Annotated in this window: 23 protein-coding genes; 18 read left to right on the plus strand and 5 right to left on the minus strand. The window is 72.9% G+C overall.

Features of this window, described 5'->3' with window-relative positions; genetic code table 11:
- Positions 1 to 4: 4 nt before the first annotated feature.
- Complete coding sequence (locus QRT04_RS10770) at positions 5 to 178, minus strand: LPXTG cell wall anchor domain-containing protein (RefSeq protein WP_289455230.1); 174 nt, start codon at positions 176 to 178, stop codon at positions 5 to 7.
- A gap of 152 nt (positions 179 to 330) precedes the next feature.
- On the opposite strand from QRT04_RS10770, the gene QRT04_RS10775 reads away from it, so the two are divergent.
- Positions 331 to 1,644: a nucleotide sugar dehydrogenase gene (locus QRT04_RS10775; RefSeq protein WP_289455231.1), complete on the plus strand. Its 1,314-nt coding sequence runs from the start codon at positions 331 to 333 to the stop codon at positions 1,642 to 1,644.
- A gap of 29 nt (positions 1,645 to 1,673) precedes the next feature.
- Here QRT04_RS10775 and QRT04_RS10780 read toward each other — a convergent pair whose 3' ends face one another.
- The gene (locus QRT04_RS10780; RefSeq protein ID WP_289455232.1) at positions 1,674 to 4,397 is read right to left on the minus strand and encodes a cation-translocating P-type ATPase; all 2,724 of its coding nucleotides are present in this window, start codon (positions 4,395 to 4,397) and stop codon (positions 1,674 to 1,676) included.
- A gap of 291 nt (positions 4,398 to 4,688) precedes the next feature.
- Between QRT04_RS10780 and QRT04_RS10785 the strand changes: the two genes are divergently transcribed.
- Together QRT04_RS10785 and QRT04_RS10790 are read left to right on the plus strand one after the other, a co-directional pair.
- Positions 4,689 to 5,222: a hypothetical protein gene (locus QRT04_RS10785; RefSeq protein ID WP_289455233.1), complete on the plus strand. Its 534-nt coding sequence runs from the start codon at positions 4,689 to 4,691 to the stop codon at positions 5,220 to 5,222.
- 87 nt (positions 5,223 to 5,309) lie between these two features.
- The gene (locus QRT04_RS10790) at positions 5,310 to 6,734 is read left to right on the plus strand and encodes a signal peptidase I (RefSeq protein ID WP_289455234.1); all 1,425 of its coding nucleotides are present in this window, start codon (positions 5,310 to 5,312) and stop codon (positions 6,732 to 6,734) included.
- Between the two features lie 7 nt (positions 6,735 to 6,741).
- Here QRT04_RS10790 and QRT04_RS10795 read toward each other — a convergent pair whose 3' ends face one another.
- Positions 6,742 to 7,413, minus strand: coding sequence for a response regulator transcription factor (locus QRT04_RS10795; protein ID WP_289455235.1), 672 nt, complete (start codon positions 7,411 to 7,413; stop codon positions 6,742 to 6,744).
- Between the two features lie 90 nt (positions 7,414 to 7,503).
- Between QRT04_RS10795 and QRT04_RS10800 the strand changes: the two genes are divergently transcribed.
- From QRT04_RS10800 to QRT04_RS10830, 7 genes are all read left to right on the plus strand, one after another.
- Positions 7,504 to 8,703 (plus strand): sensor histidine kinase, encoded by a 1,200-nt coding sequence (locus QRT04_RS10800; protein WP_289455236.1) that lies wholly within the window; start codon positions 7,504 to 7,506, stop codon positions 8,701 to 8,703.
- 299 nt (positions 8,704 to 9,002) lie between these two features.
- On the plus strand, positions 9,003 to 9,587 hold the full coding sequence (locus tag QRT04_RS10805; RefSeq protein ID WP_289455237.1) for a hypothetical protein: 585 nt from the start codon (positions 9,003 to 9,005) through the stop codon (positions 9,585 to 9,587).
- Between the two features lie 79 nt (positions 9,588 to 9,666).
- Complete coding sequence (locus tag QRT04_RS10810; RefSeq protein ID WP_289455238.1) at positions 9,667 to 10,317, plus strand: signal peptidase I; 651 nt, start codon at positions 9,667 to 9,669, stop codon at positions 10,315 to 10,317.
- On the plus strand, positions 10,314 to 10,871 hold the full coding sequence (locus tag QRT04_RS10815; RefSeq protein WP_289455239.1) for a hypothetical protein: 558 nt from the start codon (positions 10,314 to 10,316) through the stop codon (positions 10,869 to 10,871). Before QRT04_RS10810 ends, QRT04_RS10815 begins: the two co-directional genes overlap by 4 nt.
- A complete protein-coding gene (locus QRT04_RS10820; RefSeq protein ID WP_289455240.1) occupies positions 10,868 to 11,419 on the plus strand; it encodes a hypothetical protein in 552 nt (183 codons plus the stop codon). Before QRT04_RS10815 ends, QRT04_RS10820 begins: the two co-directional genes overlap by 4 nt.
- 14 nt (positions 11,420 to 11,433) lie before the next feature.
- The gene (locus tag QRT04_RS10825) at positions 11,434 to 12,063 is read left to right on the plus strand and encodes an RICIN domain-containing protein (RefSeq protein WP_289455241.1); all 630 of its coding nucleotides are present in this window, start codon (positions 11,434 to 11,436) and stop codon (positions 12,061 to 12,063) included.
- Complete coding sequence (locus QRT04_RS10830; protein ID WP_289455243.1) at positions 12,060 to 12,596, plus strand: hypothetical protein; 537 nt, start codon at positions 12,060 to 12,062, stop codon at positions 12,594 to 12,596. Before QRT04_RS10825 ends, QRT04_RS10830 begins: the two co-directional genes overlap by 4 nt.
- Positions 12,597 to 12,609: 13 nt before the next feature.
- Here the strand turns inward: QRT04_RS10830 and QRT04_RS10835 are convergent, their stop codons facing one another.
- The gene (locus QRT04_RS10835; RefSeq protein ID WP_289455767.1) at positions 12,610 to 13,413 is read right to left on the minus strand and encodes an SGNH/GDSL hydrolase family protein; all 804 of its coding nucleotides are present in this window, start codon (positions 13,411 to 13,413) and stop codon (positions 12,610 to 12,612) included.
- Positions 13,414 to 13,594: 181 nt separating this feature from the next.
- Between QRT04_RS10835 and QRT04_RS10840 the strand changes: the two genes are divergently transcribed.
- Genes QRT04_RS10840 through QRT04_RS10855 form a run of 4 tightly spaced genes read left to right on the plus strand, consistent with a single transcriptional unit; the run spans position 13,595 to position 16,029 of the window.
- Entirely contained in the window at positions 13,595 to 14,101 is a 507-nt protein-coding gene (locus QRT04_RS10840; RefSeq protein ID WP_289455244.1) for a hypothetical protein, read from the plus strand.
- Between the two features lie 7 nt (positions 14,102 to 14,108).
- Positions 14,109 to 14,753: a signal peptidase I gene (locus QRT04_RS10845; protein ID WP_289455246.1), complete on the plus strand. Its 645-nt coding sequence runs from the start codon at positions 14,109 to 14,111 to the stop codon at positions 14,751 to 14,753.
- Complete coding sequence (locus QRT04_RS10850) at positions 14,750 to 15,178, plus strand: hypothetical protein (RefSeq protein WP_289455247.1); 429 nt, start codon at positions 14,750 to 14,752, stop codon at positions 15,176 to 15,178. The genes QRT04_RS10845 and QRT04_RS10850 overlap by 4 nt, the downstream gene beginning before the upstream one ends.
- Complete coding sequence (locus QRT04_RS10855; protein ID WP_289455248.1) at positions 15,175 to 16,029, plus strand: hypothetical protein; 855 nt, start codon at positions 15,175 to 15,177, stop codon at positions 16,027 to 16,029. The genes QRT04_RS10850 and QRT04_RS10855 overlap by 4 nt, the downstream gene beginning before the upstream one ends.
- Before the next feature lie 10 nt (positions 16,030 to 16,039).
- Here QRT04_RS10855 and QRT04_RS10860 read toward each other — a convergent pair whose 3' ends face one another.
- Positions 16,040 to 16,717 (minus strand): uracil-DNA glycosylase, encoded by a 678-nt coding sequence (locus QRT04_RS10860; RefSeq protein WP_289455249.1) that lies wholly within the window; start codon positions 16,715 to 16,717, stop codon positions 16,040 to 16,042.
- Positions 16,718 to 16,874: 157 nt separating this feature from the next.
- On the opposite strand from QRT04_RS10860, the gene QRT04_RS10865 reads away from it, so the two are divergent.
- From QRT04_RS10865 to groL, 4 genes are all read left to right on the plus strand, one after another.
- Positions 16,875 to 17,171: a DUF3263 domain-containing protein gene (locus QRT04_RS10865; RefSeq protein ID WP_289455768.1), complete on the plus strand. Its 297-nt coding sequence runs from the start codon at positions 16,875 to 16,877 to the stop codon at positions 17,169 to 17,171.
- Between the two features lie 41 nt (positions 17,172 to 17,212).
- Positions 17,213 to 17,818, plus strand: coding sequence for a LytR C-terminal domain-containing protein (locus tag QRT04_RS10870; protein WP_289455251.1), 606 nt, complete (start codon positions 17,213 to 17,215; stop codon positions 17,816 to 17,818).
- A gap of 149 nt (positions 17,819 to 17,967) precedes the next feature.
- Positions 17,968 to 18,171 carry a cold-shock protein gene (locus QRT04_RS10875; protein ID WP_289455253.1) on the plus strand — a complete coding sequence of 68 codons (204 nt, stop codon included), beginning with the start codon at positions 17,968 to 17,970 and terminating at the stop codon, positions 18,169 to 18,171.
- 379 nt (positions 18,172 to 18,550) lie between these two features.
- A complete protein-coding gene (gene groL, locus QRT04_RS10880; protein WP_289455254.1) occupies positions 18,551 to 20,176 on the plus strand; it encodes a chaperonin GroEL in 1,626 nt (541 codons plus the stop codon).
- Positions 20,177 to 20,305 lie beyond the last annotated feature (129 nt).

Raw genomic sequence — 20,305 nt, forward strand, 5'->3', positions numbered from 1 at the left:
GTTCTCAGCGGGTCGCGCGGCGGCGGTGGGCGAGCCTCAGCGCGAGGGCGCCGAGACCGATGGACGCGGCGCCGGCGACCAGGATCCAGACGGCGCTGGCTCCGGTGGACGCGAGGACAGCGACCGTCGGGCCGCTCGCGAGGGCGGCCGAGAAGACCGTGGGTTCCCCGTCACTCATGGTGGTGCCTCCTTGTCATTCGGTATACCGACGCCACCCAGCATCGCGAACAACACGCCCGGAAAGTCAGGACTTTCGGCTCAATCTGCTCTCATCGGTATGCCCATAACGTGGTGGTTGTCGTCATGAACCGCCTACCGAAAGGCCGCAAGATGTCCGCCGCAACGTTCGCCCCCACCGCTCCCGCCGCCGCCTCCCGCACGGCCACCTTCGACGCGGTGATCGTCGGTCTCGGTTACGTGGGCCTGCCCCTCGCGCAGGAGGCGTGCCGAGCCGGCATGCGCGTCGGCGGGTTCGACGTCAGCGACCGCGTGGTCGACGGCCTGCTCGCCGGCCGGTCGCACGTCGACGACCTGTCCGACGCGGACGTCCGCGCGATGGCAGACGCGGGCTTCACGCCCGCGACGGACGTCACCCTGCTGGCGGACGCTGCGACGATCGTGATCGCCGTCCCCACGCCGCTGGCGACGACGGGGCTGCCCGACCTCGGCCCCGTGCGCGCGGCCGTGCGGACGGTCGCGGAGAATCTGCGCCCCGGGACGCTCGTGATCCTCGAGTCCACCACGCACCCGGGCACCACCGAGGAGATCGTGGCGCCGATGCTCGAGGAGTTCTCGGGGCTCCGCGCCGGCCGCGACTTCGCGCTGGCGTTCTCACCCGAGCGCGTCGACCCCGGCAACGGCCGCTTCGGCATCCGCAACACGCCCAAGGTCGTCGGTGGCCTCGACCAGACGAGCACCGAGCGCGCCGTCGCGTTCTACTCCCGGTTCGTCGAGCGGGTCGTGCCGGTGCGCTCCACCCGCGAGGCGGAGACCGCGAAGCTGCTCGAGAACACCTATCGGCAGGTCAACATCGCCCTCGTCAACGAGCTCGGGCGCGCGTTCCACGACCTCGGTATCGACGTCTGGGACGTCATCGACGCCGCCGCGACGAAGCCGTTCGGCTTCCAGGCCTTCCGCCCCGGCGTCGGCGTCGGCGGGCACTGCATCCCGATCGACCCGATGTACCTGGCGCACCACGTGCGCGAGCAGCTCGGGCGCCCGCTGCGCATCGTCGAGCTCGCCCAGGAGATCAACAACTCCCAGCCCGCGTACGTCGTCGCCCGCGTGAGCGAGCTGCTCGCCGCCCAGCGGCGCGACCTGGCCGGGGCGCACGTCCACCTGCTCGGCGTCGCCTACAAGCCGAACATCGCCGACGACCGCGAGACCCCCGCCGCGCCGCTGGCCCGGCTCCTGCTCGACGCCGGGGCGCACGTGACCTGGCACGACCCGCTGGTCGCCGGCTGGGACGTCGACGGTGCGCTGCGCGTGAGCGACGACGAGCAGGCGGTCGCGGTCGCCACGGCCGACGTCGTGGTGCTCGTGCAGGACCACGACGCGTACGACGTCGACGCCCTCGCGCAGGCGGCGCCGGCGTTCCTCGACACCAGGGGCGTGGCGACGACGCCGCTCGCCCACCGGCTCTGAGGCCGGCACGGTCGGGCGGCCCGGGCGACTCACACGCCCGCAGCGACCCCCACCGAGGCAGCCGCCGTCGCCCGCCCCGCGGCGCGACGGCGGCCGACCGCCTTCCCCGCCTCGGCCAGCAGGAACACGCCCACCGCGAACAGCGCGCTGAGCCCCCAGCTCGACCACCCGATCGGCGCGGACTGGAACCACGTGTGCATGAACGGCGCGTACGCGAAGACGAGCTGGAGCACGAGCAGCGCGCCGCACGCGAGCCAGATGACGCGGTTCCCCCGCAGCACCCGCACGGTCAGGCTCGACGCGTGCAGGAAGCGGCAGGAGAACAGGAACGCCATCTGCCCGAGCGCGAGCATCGTCACGGCGGAGGTCTGCGCGATGCCGGCCGAGACCCCGTACCCGCGCTCGATCTCGAAGACGGCGAGGGTCGCGCCGCCGATGAGCAGCGACGCCCACAGCACCTGCGCGAGCGCGCTGCGCGACAGCACGGGCTCGGTCGCGGGGCGTGGCGCTCGCGTCATGAGCCCGTGCTCGGCCGGCTCGTAGGCGAGAGCGAGCGAGAGCGTGACGGCGGTGACGAGGTTGACCCAGAGGATCTGCACCGGCGCGAGCGGCAGCGTCAGCCCGGCGAGCACCGCCACGAGGATGACGAGCGACTGGGCACCGTTGGTCGGCAGCAGGAAGACGACGGACTTGCGGATGTTGTCGTAGATCCGCCGCCCCTCCTCGACCGCGCGCTCGATGGTGGCGAAGTTGTCGTCCGCGAGGACGATCTCGGCGGCCTCCTTGGTCGCCTCCGTGCCCTTGATGCCCATCGCGACGCCGACGTCCGCGCGGGTCAGCGCGGGCGCGTCGTTCACGCCGTCGCCCGTCATCGCGACGACCTGGCCGTGCGCCTGCAGGGCGCGCACGATCCGGAGCTTGTGCTCCGGGCTCGTCCGGGCGTAGACGTGCACGTCCTGCACGCGCGCCTTGAGCTGCTCGTTCGTCATCGCCTCGAGCTCGGCGCCGGTGAGCACGGCGGCCTCCCCATCGGGCACGATGCCGAGCTCGCGCGCGATCGCGACGGCGGTGCCGGCGTGGTCGCCCGTGATCATCGTGACCGCGATGCCCGCGCGGTGGCAGTCGGCGATGGCCGCCGTCGCCTCGGGCCGCGGCGGGTCGACGATGCCCACGACGCCGAGGAACGCGAGCCCCTCGAGGTCGTCGAGCTCGAGGGTGCCGTCGCCGCGCGCCGGCCCGGGACCCGCCGCCGCCGCGAGGACGCGCAGGCCCTGGCCGCCGAGCTCGTCGATGACGGCCTCCCACCGGTCGCGGTCCAGTGGCGCGCCGTCGCGCTCCTGCGTGCAGCGGTCGAGCAACCGGTCGGGCGCCCCGACGAGGTGCGTGACGAGGCCCTCGGGACCGCGGTCGAGCGACGCCGAGAACTTGTTCGACGACTCGAACGGCACCTGTGCGACGCGCGCCGCGTCGCGGTCGTCGTCGGCGAACCCGGCCTTGATCGCGAGCACCCGCAGCGCGCCCTCCGTCGGCTGGCCGACCACGTGCCATTCGCCCGCGGCGTCGGGGGCGACGCGGGCGTCGTTGCAGGCGCCGACGGTCTCGACCAGCTCACGCAGCGCGGGGTGCGCGTCGAGGTCGACGGCCACGCCGTCGGCGGTCGTCACGGTGCCGGCGGGGTCGTACCCGAGGCCCTCGACCGCGTACCGGCCGTCGGTCGTCACGACCGAGCGGGCCGTCATCTCGTTGCGCGTCAACGTGCCGGTCTTGTCCGAGCAGATGGTCGTCACCGACCCGAGCGCCTCCACGGCCGTGAGCTTGCGCGTGATGGCGTTGCGCCGTGCCATCTGCTGCACGCCGAGCGCGAGCGTGATCGTCACGAGCGCCGGCAACCCCTCGGGCACGCCCGCGACGGCGAACCCGATCGCGGCCGAGACGAGCTCGTCGAGCGGGAACGAGTGGACCAGCCGGCCGATGACGAGCATCACGGCGGCCATGCCGAGGATCAGCACCGACAGCCGCTTCCCGAGCTGGGCGAGCTGGCGCGTCAGCGGGGTGTCGAGCGGGCTGACCTCGGCGATGAGGGCCTGGATGCGCCCGATCTCGGTCGCCGCGCCGGTCGCCACGACGACGCCCTCGCCGCGCCCCGCCGCGACGAGAGTGCCCGAGTAGAGCATCGACGTGCGGTCGCCGAGCCCGGCGTCGGCCGCGACCGGCTCGGTCTGCTTCGTGGCCGCCACGGACTCGCCGGTGAGCGCCGACTCCTCGACCTCGAGGTTCGTCGCCTCGACGAGCCGCACGTCGGCCGCGACCCGGTCGCCCGAGCGCACCCGCACGCGGTCGCCCGGCACGAGGTCCTCGGCCGGCACGACCGTCCACTCGCCGTCGCGCCGCACCTGGGCGTCGAGCGAGAGCATCGTCCGCAGGCCGTCGAGCGCGCGCTCCGCCTGGCCCTCCTGGATGAAGCCGACGAGCGCGTTGATCACGGCGACCGCGAGGATCACGCTGAAGTCGACCCAGTCGCCCATGATCGCCTTGAGCACCGCGGCGGCCAGCAGGATGTAGATCAGCACGTCGTCGAAGTGGTGCACGAACCGCAGCCATGTCGGGGTCCGCGGCGGGTCGGGCAGGCGGTTCGGCCCGGTGCGGGCGAGCCGCTCGGCGGCCTCGGGACCCGTCAGGCCCGCCGGCCCGGAGTCCAGGTCGGCGAGGACGAGCGTCGAAGAACGGGCGTACGGGGCTGCCTCCGTGTGCACGTGGCCATCGTGGCACCACGCCGCGCGGCGGCCACCCGAGCCGCGGCCCGCGGCGTGGCGGTGATCTCCGCCACGACCGTGCGCGCTCGCGGACCCCGGACGTCGGTCCCGACCAGGACCGCCGGCCGCCCGGGACGAAGGTCCCGAGCCGAGCCGTGGTCCATGCATTTGCATATACCGCGCTGATAGACGAGCGGGTGAGGTCGCCCGGGCCGCGCGATCCCTGCGATGCCGATGCCCTACCTCCGCGCGCTGTGCGCCGCTCGTTCCACCGAGCCCTGGGAGAGGGTCATGAAGCTCCGCAAGTACGCCAAGATCGCCGCCGTCCCGGTCGGCCTGCTCGTGTCCGGTCTGATCGTCGCGCAGACGTCGTCGGCCGCCTTCACGGCGCAGACGCAGACCGCCGCGAACTCGTGGGCCGCCGGCCAGCTCACGCTGACGAACGACAAGGTCAGCACCGCCGCGTTCGCCGCGACGAACATCGTGCCCGGCCAGTCCGGCACCAACACCATCAAGGTCGACTACACGAGCGGCGCCAAGGCGGCCGTCAAGATGTACGCCACCGCGCCCGTGAGCAACGAGCTCGCCACCGCGCTCCAGCTGACGATCAACGAGGGCGCGACCCAGGTCTTCTCGGGCTCGCTCGCCAGCTTCTCGGCGAAGAACGACTCGGCGTCGGGCGTCGGCACGTGGACCCCGACCGCCAGCGGCAGCCAGACCTACACCATCAGCTGGACGCTGCCGGGCACGGTGTCGTCCTCGACGATCCAGGGCCAGACGGCCGGCGTCACCTTCGCCTGGGAGGCGACCAGCCAGGCCTCCTGATCCATGGCGATCAGCTGACCCTGCGACGCCGCGGCCGGCACCGACCGGTCGCGGCGTGGCTCACCGCGCACCGCGAGGAGGTGACCCATGGACGACGTCACGCACCACGAGCACACGCCGACCGCCGCAGCGGCCGAGCCGCCCGTCGGCGTGCTCACCGACCTCCGTGCGGCCGCCTCGCGCATGGTCCTCGCGGCCGTCGTCGGCCTGCTGTTCTGGGCCGTCGCCTGCGCGCTCGTGGGCATGAAGGTCACGACGATCCGCTCGGGATCGATGGAGCCGTCGATCATGACGGGCGACGTCGTGGCCGCGTCGCACCTCGACTTCGCGGACGTCGAGCCCGGTCAGGTCGTGACGGTGCACAACCCCGTCGACGCGGGCGGCTACCTCACGCACCGCGTGAACGCGGTCGACCCCGAGGGTCGGCTCGTGACGAAGGGCGACGCGAACGCCTCCACCGACTCGACGCACGTGCCCGCGGGCGACGTATGGCTCGGTCGGCTGCGCGTCCCCTGGGTGGGCTACCCCGTGGTCTGGGCGCGGCACCACGACTGGGTCGCGCTGAGCCTGGCCACGGTAGGGCTGGCGCTCGTCGTCCGCGGCAGCATCGCGACCCCGATCCTCCGCTCGTTCGGCGACGCCGACGACGGGGACGGGTCCGCGCGGCGGTCGAAACCGCGGCGCCGTCAGCAAGTCGCGGTGGCCGCGGTCGCCGGCGGCGTGCTGGTCACGCTCGTGGCGCTCCAGGTCAACGGGTCCAGCGCCGCGGCGTTCACGTCGCAGAGCCGGACGGCCACCAGCACGTGGTCGGCGGCGACCGCGCCGTCGCTGGGCCCGTACGGCAGTGCCGTCATGGCGTCGAAGCCGTATCTGTGGTTCCGGATGAACGAGCCGGCGTGCACGTTCGTCGACTCGTCTGGCAACGGCAACAACGACTTCCTCGTGGGCACTGCAGACTGCACCGTGGGGGGCGCGCTCCCCACCCAGGTGCAGAACGACCTGGGTACCGCGTTCCTCGGTACCTCGGCCCTTGCGTCGGACCGCACGTACCCGTCGCTGAACGCCATGACGTTCGAGGCGTTCGTGCGCTTCACGGACAGTGCGCAGGAGAGCGGGAACAGCACCGTCGCAGAGTTCGTGTCGCCGTCGGGCTGGCGTGACCGCCTGTACATCTCGTACAGCAGCGTCGTGTACCAGGCCAGCGCCTCGACGGGCACGAACTACCTGCAGGGCAACGTCCACGGCGACAGCCAGTGGCACTACATGGCCGTGTCGATGTCCGGCAGCACTGTCGACATTCGCGTCGACGGCTTCACGTGGCACAGCGACTCTGTGAGCCGCGCCGCGGACTCGATCGGCCGGTTCGTGATCGGAACGCACAGCCCGCCGTACTCGAACACGCACGCGCTCGGGACCGAGAACTTCAAGGGCGCGATGGACGAGATCGCGCTCTACACGCGGGCGCTCACGCCGGCCGAGCTGCAGGCGCACTACCAGGCGTCGCTCAAGTAACGCCGCGTCAGACCGCCGGCCCGGTCTCCTCGAGGAGCCTGAGCGCCGCGGAGACCCGCGGGTTGCGCGACGGGTCGGCGTCGATGCCGAGGGTCGCGTACAACGCGTTGACGTGGTTCTGCACCGACTTCTCGGTGATGCCGAGCTTGTGGCCGATGCCCGCGTTGGACAGGCCCGACGCGAGCAGGCGCAGCACCTCGTACTGCCGGTCGGTCAGTCGCGAGACCGCCGAGCCGGCGCGCGGCGTCACGCGGGCCAGGAGCTCCGGGTCGAGCACGGTCTCGCCGACGGCGGCCGCCCGCACGGCCGCGACGAGCACCTCCTCGCTCGTCGACGACGTCTTCGACAGGTACCCCCACCCGGCGGCGACGTCCCGCGGCAGGTCGAGCAGCAGGTCCATCGCGTCGTGCGCCGACAGCAGCAGCACGCCGAGACGGGGCTGGCTGCGCCGGAGCGTGACGCCGAGCGCGATGCCGTTGCCGTCCGGCAGGTCGATGTCGAGCACCGCGACGTCCGCGAACCCGGGCCGCAGGACGCGCGCCGCCTCGCCCGCCGTGGCGACCGCGGCCACGACGTCGATGCCGGGTGTCTCGCCCAGGGTCCGCTGCAGCATCGATCGGAACAGCGGCTGGTCCTCGACCACGGCGACGCGGACCGGCGGGGGAGTCGTCGAGCTCATCGGTGTCAGTATCGTCACCGGCGGGCGCGTGGCGAGCAGAACGCGCCGAGGCGGGCAGCGTCGCCCGCCGCGCACGGACGGACAGGACGGATGACGAGCAGCCAGAGCGAGCCGCGCGCGCGGCGGTCGACGGGTCGGGCGGTGAACGATCCGTCCGCCGCCACGAGCCGCGGCGACGACCGTGAGGACCAGGTGATCCTGCTCCGGTCGACGCTGATCGTTGCCTCCGGGTACGCCCTCGGCGCGGCCCTGCAGGGCGCGTACATCTACTCGCAGTTCGTCACGGGATGGTCGAGCGCGTCGCTCGCCCAGCGGCTCGGCGCGAACCTGATCGGGGTCCTCGCGCTGGTCGTGACGCTCTACCTGATGCGGCTCCACCGCGAGACGCGCGCGGTCGTCCTGGCCGGCGGGGCCGTCGTCGCGGCGGCCATCGCCGCCGCCGCCCGGTACGGAGCGCAGCTCCTCATCGGGGTCTATGACGACCCCACGCCCGACGAGACGTGGGGCGAGGTCGCGGGCGGGTTCGTCATCGTGCTGATCTCGACCGGCATCGGGATCTGGTCGGTCCACTCCCGGCGGGCCGCTCGGTCCCGCATCCGGGCCGCCGAGCGCGAGGCCGTGCACATCGAGGTCGCGGTGCGCGCCCTCGAGCAGGAGGAGGTCCGCGTGCGCCGCGCCGTCGCCGAGGGGCTGCACGGCACGTTGCAGCAGAAGCTCGTGCTCGTCGAGGCGCGCCTCGCGGCGCTGCAGCAGCACGTCGAGGCGGGTGACGTGGACGCGGAGGACGTCGATGACCTGCGCTGGGTGCGCGCCGAGCTCGACGAGGCCCGCGTGATCGACGTCCGCGAGATGAGCCGCCTGCTGTACCCCGACCGGCTGGAGCTCGGCCTGGTGCCCGCGGTGCGTGCGCTGCTCGGCCGGATCCCCGCGAGCATCGCGACCCGGCTGTCGGTCGCACCCCGCGTGCGCGAGCTCGACGACCCCGCCGCGGGCAGCCTGACGACGTCCGAGCGCCTCCTCGCGGCGCGCATCGTCGAGGAGGGCGTCACCAACTCGCTCAAGCACGGGCCGGCCGCCTCGATCGAGGTCTCGCTCGACGCCGTCGACGGCGTGCTGGTCGTGACCGTCGAGAACGACGGGGCCCTGTACGACGCCGCGCTCGCCGGCGCGGCGTCCGGCACCGCGCGCCTGGCGCAGCGCGTGTCGCTGATCGGCGGGACGCTCACGCTCAGCCCGGGGGCGTCGCGCGGTGCGCGGCTCGAGGCCCGGCTGCCGCTCGGCATCGAGTGACCGCCTGAGGGGCCGTCACCCCTCCGCCGCGAGGCCGTCACGCGGGGGTGTCAAGCGTGTCGCTCCGGTCACACCCGTTCGGCGGAGTCCGGTTTCGGTGCGTCCCGGCGGGTACGTCGCGACCTGTCCCGGGTGAAAGAAATCGGCACTTCGGACGCCGCGGGTGCTGCCACCCACGAGGCAGGCGGGCGCCTTGCCGATGACACCTACGTTCATGAACAGCCGTCCAGTTGGGACGTCTTTGTGAGCGGGTGTCGGCGCGGTGTCGAGACCCTCCGCCCAGCACTTTTGGAGACACCATGACTTCCACGAAGCCCACCGTCCCCGGGGACCTCGGCGCCCAGGAGCAGGAGCGCAAGCGCAAGAAGCGCGGCGCCGTCGTCAAGTTCACGCTCGCGGGCGTGGCCCTGCTGGGTGTCGGTGCCGCCGCCACGTCGGCGCAGTGGTCGGACGACGCCTGGTTCTCGGCCAGTGCGTCCGCCGCGACGCTGCAGCTGCAGGGCAGCCTCGACTCGACCCCGCTGAGCTGGGACCCGGCCGACACGAAGTCCGCCGCCCTCGCGATCCCGGCCGCGACCTTCTCCGACCTCGCGCCGAACGAGTCGCGCACCTACACGGTGCACGTCAAGAACGCGGGCAGCACGTCGATCACGGTGACCGCGCCGGTGTGGTCGGCCGACTCGACGAACAACGCCGTGTTCAGCGGCTCGAAGCCCGCCACGGTGTCGTTCGACCAGGCCACGTCGTTCACGCTCGCGAAGAACGCCACCAAGGACGTCATCGTCACGGTCAAGGCCGGCAACTGGACGAACGCCGACACCACGTCGTACCAGGGCGCGACCGGCGCCGGCTGGGTCACCTTCTCGACCACGCTCGGCTCCTGAGCCGCACGCGCGGCCGGGGGGCGTCACCGCCTCCCGGCCGCGCGCCTCGCCTGACACCCGACGACCTGGGGACCTGCACGTGAGAATCTTCCGAGCGGCCGGCAACGCGCTGCTGTGGCTCGTCGCCCTCGTCGGCGTGCTCTCGGCCCTGCTCTGGGGCGCGACGTCCCTCGGCTACGTGAAGCCCCTCGTCGTCATCTCCGGCTCGATGGAGCCGAAGATCATGACGGGTGACCTGCTGCTCGACACGCCGCACCCGACCAGCGAGCTCCGGGTCGGCGACGTCGTCGCGATCCGCAGCGAGGTGACGGGCAAGCTCATCAGCCACCGCGTGGTGAAGGTCGCCCCCAAGGACGGCCACTACGAGGTGAACCTCAAGGGCGACGCGAACAAGGCGCAGGACGGCGAGACGTACGTCGTGGGCGACACGGTGTGGCGGCCCGTGCTCCAGGTGCCGCACGGCGGGTACGTCGTCACGACGCTGACCAAGCGCTCGGTCGCGATCCCGCTAGGCGTCACGCTCCTCGCGCTGATCGGTCTGTCGATGACGGCCGAACCCGCGCCGCGCCGCCGTTCCGGCGACGAGACCGAGCCCTGCCCGAACGTCAACGCGCCCGACACCAAGGACGCCGTGGACGGCGCGCCCGTCGACCCCGCCCCGGCGGACGAGGCCGTGCCCTACCAGTTCCCCGACCGCATCGCCGACCTGACGGGACTCAGCCGCCGATGAGCCGCGCACGCCGCTTCTCCAGCGCCGCCCTCGTGGCAGCGCTGGTCGCGGCGTGCCTGCTGGCGGGTGCGAGCGGCGCGGACGCGCTGCCGCGGTCGGTCCCGCTCAGCGTCGAGTTCGCCAACCTCCTGCCCGGCGGCTCGGCGTCGCACAGCTGGCAGGTCGACATCCCGTACGACGCGCGGTTGCAGAAGGCCGCCGTCCACCGACAGGGCCCCGGCGTCGCCGACTGGACCGCCACGCTCTGCCCGTCGCGCGGCGGTGCGTGCCTGGACCTGCTCGGTGCCGTCGACGGCAAGCCGGTCGCCGCGGGCTCCTACGTGCTGGCGGTCGGCGTCACCGTGACGTCGTTCGCCCCGGGTGACGCGCAGCAGATGGACGGTCGGCTGACGTTCGTCCAGCGCGATCCCGGCTCGCTCGCCATGACCGGCGCCGGCTCGGTCGTCCCGCTGCTCTCCGCAGCGCTCGCGGCCGTCCTGGTCGGTCTCCTTCTCTTCGTCATCGCGCGTCGCCGTCACAGCGACGAGCAGGTCACCCCTGGAGCACCCCGATGATCCGGATCCTTCGCCGCGGCGCCACCGGCACCCCCCGCTCCCGACGCGTCAGCAAGGTCGTGCGCTTCGCGCTCGCCGGCGTGGCGCTCGCCGGCATCGGTGCGGCCGCGACGTCCGCCGCATGGAACGACTCGGCGTTCTTCAAGGCGACCACGTCGACCGCCACGGTGGACCTGCGGGGCAGCGCCGACGGCACCACCTACAGCGCCGCCGACACGACCACCGTGGCGGTCGACCTGTCCGCCGGCCTGACGAACCTCGTGCCCGGCTCCACGGTGACGAAGACTCTCTACCTCTGGAACGCGGGCTCCTCGAAGCTCACGCTCGCCTGGGGCGCCAAGCCGACGTCGGTCATCGGTGCGACGTGCGACAGCGTCACGTACGGGACGCTGACGACGAGCGCGCTGCCGGGCGACTCGGCCGGCGGGGCCGCGAGCAAGACGACGGTGACGGTGACCTACACGATCCTCTCGACCGCGGACCAGACGACGTGCGCCAACAAGAGCGCGTCGCTCTCGGTCAGCGTCGTCGGCACCACCACGCCCTGATCGGCCGCGGCACCATGACGGGACGGCGCTCGGGAGCGCGCAGACGGGTCACGCCGTGGCTCGGCGTCGGCGCGCTCGCGCTCGTCGGCGCGCTCGTGGCGTCCACCGCGACGACCTCGGCGGCCTGGAACGACCCGGCCTTCGCGCGTGCCACCGTGGCGACGCTCGCGAGCGGCACCACGGTGCGCATCAAGTCCACCGACGGCTCGGTGTGCCTCGACAACCGCTCCAACGGCGGCGGGACCGCGACGGCCTCGACGCAGCAGGTCACCGCCCGGACGTGCGCCAACGTGAACTCCCAGAAGTGGACCGTCAACTGGGACAGCACGATCCGGACCGCGGGCTTCACGACGACGTACTGCCTGGACGTCGACAGCGAGGGCACCGCGAACGGCACGGCCGCGATCGTCTACACGTGCAAGACGACCGGCAACCTGACCAACCAGCACTGGACGGTCTGGTCGGCGAGCGCCGCGGGCCAGGCGTGGGAGACCGGCCAGGCGGGCACCCCGGCCGGCAACGACCGGTGCGTGTCGGCCGCGCTCAACGGCGGGGGGACCGTCACGAGCCCGACGAACGTCGTCCTCTGGACGTGCGGCGCGTCCGGCTACCAGCAGACGTGGGTGGTGGCGACGTGGCCGTGACGAGGAGGCGGGGACGGCTCCTCGTGGCGCTGCTGGCGGTGGCGTCGTTCGTCGTCGCGGGAGCCGCGGCGCACGCCGTGCGCCCGACGGCCGCGGCGTGGCAGGACCCCGCCTACGCGCGAGCCACGGTGTCGACCGCGGGCTGGACGGTGAACTCGTGCCAGGTGCGGAACGGCGACGGCACGGTCGCGACGTCCGTGCCGTGCACGGTGCAGACCGGCGCGACCGTCAACTACTGGGGGAACGCTGGCTCCGGCCAGGGCAACTTCTCCGTGAGCCTGAACGCCCCGGGAATCAGCAACACGCAGTACTTCACGTTCACGCTGACGATCCCGACCGCGACCGCCCCGGCGTGGTGGAGCTGGGCGAACGCCTCGATCACGGGCACCAACAACGGCATCACGTTCGGCTCGCGCTGCGCGGTGCTCCCGCAGTTCTCCGGCACGTTCCCGCCGAACCGCGGTGCCACCGTCAACGTCTACATCGCGTTCGCGGACAACCGCTCGGCGACCCCGCTCTGCGTCACGCCCTGACCCGGGCGCGCCCTCACTCGACGGGCTCGAGCTCCGGCCGCTTCGCCAGGCGCAGGTCGCCCGACGACCGCTTGTGCAGCCGTCGCGTCGCCCACGGGTACACGTGGTGGCGCAGCCAGTGCGCGTTCCACCGGGCCGTGTCCGCGAAGCCCATCGGCGGCTGCGGCGCGAGCGGGTCGTCCCAGTCCGGGCGGTCCGGCTCGAGGCCGAGCCCCACGAGCGCGGCCTGCGCGACGCGTGCGTGCCCGTCGGTCGTCAGGTGGATCCGGTCCTCCGACCACATGCGCCAGTCGGCGAGCGAGCGGATGCCCCACACGTCGAGCACGTGCGCGCCGTGCCGGCGGGCCATCGACCAGATCAGCGTGTTGTAGATCCCGATGCGCGACCGCGTGGTGCTCACGAGCGGCGAGCCGGCCGTGTCGTAGCCGGTCGCCAGCAGCACGTCGACGCCCGCGGCCCGCAGCCGCACCACGGCGGCCTCGAGGTTGCGCGCGAGCCGGTCGATGTCGGCCGTCGGCCGCAGGATGTCGTTCCCGCCGCCGACGAGGCTGACGAGGTCGGGCTTGAGCTCGAGCGCCGCCGGGACCTGCTCGAGCAGGATCGGCTTCAGCAGCCGTCCGCGGATCGCGAGGTTCGCGTACTCGAGCGGCGTCTCACCGGCCTCGACACGGCGCTGCGACAGGATCCCGGCGAGCACGTCGGCCCAGCCACGCTGCGGCGCGTCCTCGCCGGCGGGGGAGTCCCAGAGGCCTTCGGTGAACGAGTCGCCGACGGCGACGTAGCGGGACCACGGCACAGGTGAGTTCACCCGGTCAATTCTGCACGCCGGCGCGCGTCGCCTGGGACCGACGGCCCGGGCGGTGATCCACGACACGTCGACTTGACCTTCATATGAACTGCCCTTGGGTCGATCGTCCCCCAGACGCGGCAGTGCGGCCGTTCACGGTTGAACCACCACGCAAGGACGTGGGGCACTCACCACCTGAAGGAGTGGGCAGATGACGACACAGCAGTCGCACCACCAGCGGGACAACCGCAAGCGCGCCGTCGCGATCGGGCTCGTCGGCCTCGGGATCGCAGGCCTGGCCGCAGCGTCGGCGGCGACGCTGGCCGTGACCGCGGGCGGCACGGACAAGGTCGCGGGCGGAAGCGCGAACGTGACGATCGAGGGCGCCGGGCTCTCGGCGCTCCACGTCGACCTCGGCAGCACCCAGGCCCCGGCTCCCGTCTGGAACATCAACGAGAACTGGCCCGCGGGCTCGGCGCCGGCGCTCACGCTCTCCGACTTCAACGGGACGGACGGCGACGCCGTCGCCGGCACGTACGACGTCGCGGTGTACGACACCCTGACGAGCGGCGCGGCCGGCACCAAGCTCGCGTCCGGCACGGTCGACGCGGCGGGCGGCGAGGACGCGCTCACGGTCCCGCTGACGCTCGCGAGCGGCACGTGGGGCGACCTGCTGACGAACAGCAAGAGCGTCACGGTCGTCTTCGAGGCCGAGTGAGCCCCTGATGCTCACCAGCCACGCAGCACCCACCCGCACGGCCCTCCGCGGCCGTGCGGGTCGGCTGCGTGGCGTCGGCTCGTGGATCGTCTTCGGCCTGGTCGTCGTGCTCGCGGTGCTCCTCTGGCCGCACCAGTGGGGCGGCCGCACGAGCCTGACGATCGTCTCGGGCCACTCGATGGACGGGACGTACTCGACCGGTGACCTCGTCGTCGGTCGGGTCGGGACCGCCGAGGTGGGCGACGTCGTCGTCTTCCGTCCGCCGGGACTCGACGGCTACGTCGTCCACCGCATCGTGGGCGGCGACGCCGAGTCGGGCTGGGTGACCCGCGGTGACGACAACACCTGGGACGACCCGTGGCGCCCGACGTCCGACGACGTCGTGGGCGTCGCGCGGTGGCACGTGCCGCACGCGTGGGCCGTCGTCCGGCTCGCGACGTCACCGCTCGCGATCGTCGCGTACGCGCTGGTGGTTGTCGGGATCTTCCTGTGGCCCCCGCGGAGCGTGACCGCCGAGCCGGACACCGGGCCGGATGCCGACGACCCGGGCACCGACGACCCGGCCATCGACGATCCGGCTACCGACCACGCGGCGACGTACGAGCCCGCGGCCGACCGACCGCGCGCAGACCTGGCAGGGAGGCCGCGATGACGCCGCACCGCACCGCTCGGCTCCGCCGTCTGCCGAAGGCCCACGCCGCGTCGCTCGCCGTGCTCCTCGTCGGCATCGGCGGCCTCGCGGCCGCGTCGGCGGCGACGCTCTCCGTCGACGCCTCGGGACGCGACTCCGTCGCCGCCGGTTCCGCGGACCTCGTGTCGTGCGACGCGTCCGTGACGGCGACCCTGGGCGGCTACGCCTGGGACGCGGCGAACGGCCGGTTCACGGCGAACCGCGTGGTGGTCTCCGACGTCGCGAGCGCCTGCACCGGCCGGGCGGTCGCGGTCGCGGTGGTGTCCGCGAGCGGGACGGTCATCGGGGTCGGTGACGCGACCGTGAGCGGCACGCAGACGCCGGTGACGATCACCACGCTGACGAACCCGACCGCCGCGGCCGACATCCACGTGGTGATCTCGTGACCCGGGCCCACGCGACGCGTCGTCGCGCCTCCCGCTGGCTCGCGACCCTGGCCGCCGCCCTCGTCGCGGTGCTCGCGGTGCTGTCCCTGACCGAGGCGAGCGCGTCGACGCTGACGGTCACCGCCCGCAAGGGCGTCCTCGACACCTCCAGCCGCTGCACGTCGACCGCCGTCACCGTGACGCCGACGACGTCCGGCACCCAGACCACCGGCGTCACCGTCACCGGCCTGGTCGCCGCGGACGTGACGCGCTGCCAGGGCCGGACGGCGACGGTCCGGCTGGTCGGCGCCGCGGGCCAGGAGCTCGCGGTCGTGCCGGGCCTGACCGTGTCGGGCTCGATCGTCGCGTCCGGCCTGGCGCTGACGACGGCGGACGTCGCCGCCGCGCTCGTCGACGTCGCGGGGTTCGCGGTGCCGACGACGTGGAGCGTCCCGGAGGTCCCCGTCGCGGGCTGCTACTTCACCGACGCCGCCGGCAACAGGGTCGGGAGCTGCTCGGTCACGGGCCAGGACGTCTACGGCGTGGGCGTCGACCCTGCGAGCGGCGTGCGCGTCCTCGACGTCGGAATCCGCACCTCGGGGACGCCGTCGAGCTCGAGCTGGCGGATCCACTTCACCTACCGGCTGCAGTCGCGCACCGTGAGCGGCCAGGCCTGGAGCTGGGCCGACGCCGAGATCATCTCGGTGCAGAACGCGCCCGACGTGAAGGTCACGAGCACGTGCGGCTCGCTGCCATGGGTCTCGATCACCGACGTCAACCCGTACCGAGGCACGTGGGAGATGAAGATCGCGGAGAACGCCGGCGCCTACTTCGCGGCCAACCCGGGCGCGCCCCGCGTCTGCGTCCCCTGAGCCGCGCGACCTAGGGCAGCCGCCAGTCCACGGGCCGCCCACCCTGCGCCTCGAGCAGCGCGTTGGCCCGCGAGAACGGCCGTGACCCGAAGAACCCCCGGGACGCCGACAGCGGCGACGGGTGCACGGACTCGATGCGCGGCACGTCGCCGAGCATCGGCGCGAGGGACCGCGCGTCGCGGCCCCAGAGGATCGCGACGAGCGGTCCGCCGCGCGTGACGAGCGCCTCGATCGCGCGCTGCGTCACGGCCTCCCAGCCCCGCCCTCGGTGCGAGGCCGGCGCGCCGGGCCGCACGGTCAGCACCCTGTTCAGCAGCATGACGCCCTGGTCGGCCCACGGCGTGAGGTCGCCGCACGTCGGTGCGGCCACGCCGAGGTCGGCGACGAGCTCGCGGAAGATGTTGTCGAGCGAGCGCGGCACGGGGCGCACGTCGGGCTGCACCGAGAACGACAGGCCCATCGGATGGCCGGGCGTGGGGTACGGGTCCTGCCCGACGATCAGCACCTTGACCTGCGCCATCGGCCGGGCGAACGCCCGCAGGATCGCGTCGGGCGCGGGCAGGTACTCCCGCCCGCCGGCGAGCTCCGACCGCAGGAAGTCGCCCGCCGCGTGCACGTGCGGCTCGACGGGCGCGAGTGCGTCCGCCCAGTCGGGTGCGACCAGGTCGGCGAGCGGCGTCGGCGTCACGGTCCGGCACGCTACCGGAGGCGCGCGGCGTCCCGCAGGGCCCCCTCCGCGAGGTCGGACGTCCGCCGCGAGCACGAATGACACACGTGTCATTCCGCGCCTAGGATGGCGCCGAACACCGCACGGTGCGAGGGAGGACCCGGCAATGGACACCGCCATGGACAGCTCGGCGCTCGTCGTCGACCTCCTGCCGAACCCGTCGGGCACGCTCACCGAGCGCGACGAGCAGATCCTCGCGTTCGAGCGCCAGTGGTGGAAGTACGCCGGCGCCAAGGAGCAGGCGATCCGCGAGCTGTTCGACATGTCGGCCACGCGGTACTACCAGGTGCTCAACGCGCTCATCGACGACCCGGCCGCGCTGGCCCACGACCCGATGCTCGTCAAGCGCCTGCGCCGCATGCGATCGTCGCGTCAGCGTGCGCGCACGGCCCGCCGGCTCGGCGCCGACGCCTGACCTGCGCGGCGTCGCCAGTCTGACCCGTTAGCCTTGCCGCCGTGAGCAGGGCCGACTACCCGTATCCCGACGACGAGTTCGACGCCGCAGCAGGCGGCGACGTGCCGCGCGGGGTCCACCGCGAGCCCCGCACGGGCTGGAGCCGCTGGTGGCCGTTCGTGCTCGTCATCGTGCTCGCGCCCTTGCTGGCGTTCGCCCTCGTGACGCTCTACACGCACCAGGGCGGCGGCGACACCTCTGACGACGGCGGCCAGGGCGTCGAGGACACGCCGACCGGCACGGCCACGTCGACGGCGAAGGCGTCCGAGCCCGCCGGCACCAAGACCCAGTCCGCGCCGCCGCAGACCACGACGCCGGCCGCGACCGTCAACCTCGACGCACCCGTGTCGATCCTCAACGGCGCGAAGATCCAGGGCCTCGCCGGCCGGCAGGCCACCAAGCTCAAGGACGCGGGCTTCACCAAGGTGACGACCGGCAACTCGACCGGCACGCTGCCCGCGTCGTCGACCGTCTACTACGCGACCGAGGACCTGCAGCCGACCGCCCAGAAGGTCGCCGACACCCTCGGGATCGACGCGGTCGAGCAGGACGCCGGCAAGGCCGGCTCGTCGATCACCGTGGTCCTGACGAGCGACCCCGGAGCCTGACGGACGCCTCCGCGACGCCGGACGGGTGCCCGCGCGCGTCACCCGTGGGCGGCACCACCGGCAAGAAGGCCTGGTCGCGGGGCCCTTCGCGTCGCTACGCTCGCCGCACCAGGGTGCGTCAGGGCACCCACCGACGGCGAGGAAGCAGCATGGCGCAGGGCACTGTGAAGTGGTTCAACGCGGAGAAGGGGTACGGCTTCATCACCCCCGCTGGCGGCGGCCAGGACCTCTTCGTGCATTTCTCGGCCATCCAGGCCGACGGCTACCGGTCCCTCGAGGAGGGCCAGCAGGTCGAGTTCGAGGTCGGCCAGGGCACCAAGGGGCCGCAGGCAGAGCAGGTCCGCGGCCTCTGACGCTCGCCGCACACGGCTCGCTGAAGGGCCGCGCACCCACCGTGGTGCGCGGCCCTTCGTCATGCCCGGTGCCCTGACGGGGTCGCGCCCTGCGCGCTCGCTCCCGCGGGAGCCGCGACCGCGCTCCGTGTCTCGTCGCACGGGGTCCCCGCGGCCGTGTTCGCCCTGTGCGAGCACGGGCGCCCGAGGGGTGGGCTGTCTTGCACTCGGGGGGGTCGAGTGCTAACCATTGGTCTTAGCACTCTCCGGTGGAGAGTGACAGAACCACCCGGCCGCCCGGTGAGGCGTGCCGCACGCGGGAAGTGACCGCGTCGCGGGGCGTCGTCCGTCGCGGGCACCAGCGCGGCCACCCACATACCGAACGAAGGATCACAGCCCCATGGCCAAGATCATCGCCTTCAACGAGGAGGCCCGGCGCGGCATCGAGCGAGGTCTCAACGTCCTCGCCGACACCGTCAAGGTCACCCTGGGCCCCAAGGGCCGCAACGTCGTGCTCGACAAGAAGTGGGGCGCGCCGACGATCACCAACGACGGCGTCTCCATCGCCAAGGAGATCGACCTCGAGGACCCGTACGAGAAGATCGGTGCGGAGCTCGTCAAGGAGGTCGCCAAGAAGACCGACGACGTCGCCGGTGACGGCACGACGACGGCGACCGTCCTCGCCCAGGCGCTGGTGCGCGAGGGTCTGCGCAACGTCGCCGCGGGCGCGAACCCGATCGCCCTCAAGCGTGGCATCGAGAAGGCCGTCGAGGCCGTCACGAACGCGCTCCTGACGCAGGCCAAGGAGGTCGAGTCCAAGGAGGAGATCGCCGCCACGGCCGCGATCTCGGCCGGCGACACCTCGATCGGCGAGCTCATCGCCGAGGCCCTCGACAAGGTGGGCAAGGAGGGCGTCATCACCGTCGAGGAGAGCAACGCGCTCGGCCTCGAGCTCGAGCTCACCGAGGGCATGCGCTTCGACAAGGGCTTCCTGTCGGCGTACTTCGTGACCGACCCGGAGCGCCAGGAGGCCGTCCTCGAGGACGCGTTCGTCCTGCTCGTCGAGTCGAAGATCTCGAACGTCAAGGACCTGCTCCCGCTGCTCGAGAAGGTCATCCAGGCGGGCAAGCCGCTGTTCATCGTCGCCGAGGACGTCGAGGGCGAGGCCCTGGCCACGCTCGTCGTCAACAAGATCCGCGGCACGTTCAAGTCGGTCGCCGTCAAGGCCCCCGGCTTCGGCGACCGCCGCAAGGCGATGCTGCAGGACATGGCGATCCTCACCGGTGGCCAGGTCGTGTCGGAGACCGTCGGCCTCAAGCTCGACACCGTGGGCCTCGAGGTCCTCGGCCAGGCGCGCAAGGTCGTCATCACCAAGGACGAGACGACGATCGTCGAGGGTGCCGGCGAGGCCGCGCAGATCGCCGGTCGCGTCAACCAGATCCGCGCCGAGATCGAGAACTCGGACTCGGACTACGACCGCGAGAAGCTGCAGGAGCGCCTCGCCAAGCTCGCCGGCGGCGTCGCCGTCATCAAGGCGGGCGCGGCCACCGAGGTCGAGCTCAAGGAGCGCAAGCACCGCATCGAGGACGCCGTCCGCAACGCGAAGGCCGCCGTCGAGGAGGGCATCGTCGCCGGTGGTGGCGTCGCGCTCATCCAGGCCGGCAAGACGGCGTTCGAGGACCTCAAGCTCGAGGGTGACGAGGCGACCGGTGCGCAGATCGTGAAGCTCGCGATCGAGGCCCCGCTCAAGCAGATCGCCGTCAACGCGGGCCTCGAGGGCGGCGTCGTCGCCGAGAAGGTGCGCAACCTCCCGACGGGTCACGGCCTCAACGCCGCGACCAACACGTACGAGGACCTGCTGGCCGCGGGCGTCAACGACCCGGTCAAGGTGACGCGTTCGGCGCTGCAGAACGCCGCGTCGATCGCCGCGCTGTTCCTCACCACGGAGGCCGTCGTCGCCGACAAGCCGGAGAAGGCCGCCCCGGCCGCTCCGGGCGGTGGCGACGACTTCGGCGGCGGCTTCTGATCCGCTGACCGAGGCCGCGCCTCGGGCTGGGGCCTCGCCCCGGCTCACCGGCGGCCCTCGCGCCGCCGGGCACGACCCACGACGGGCCGGTCACCTTCGGGTGGCCGGCCCGTCGGCCGTCTCCGCGGG

This window comes from Cellulomonas alba, assembly GCF_030362835.1.
Classification (GTDB): domain Bacteria; phylum Actinomycetota; class Actinomycetes; order Actinomycetales; family Cellulomonadaceae; genus Cellulomonas; species Cellulomonas alba.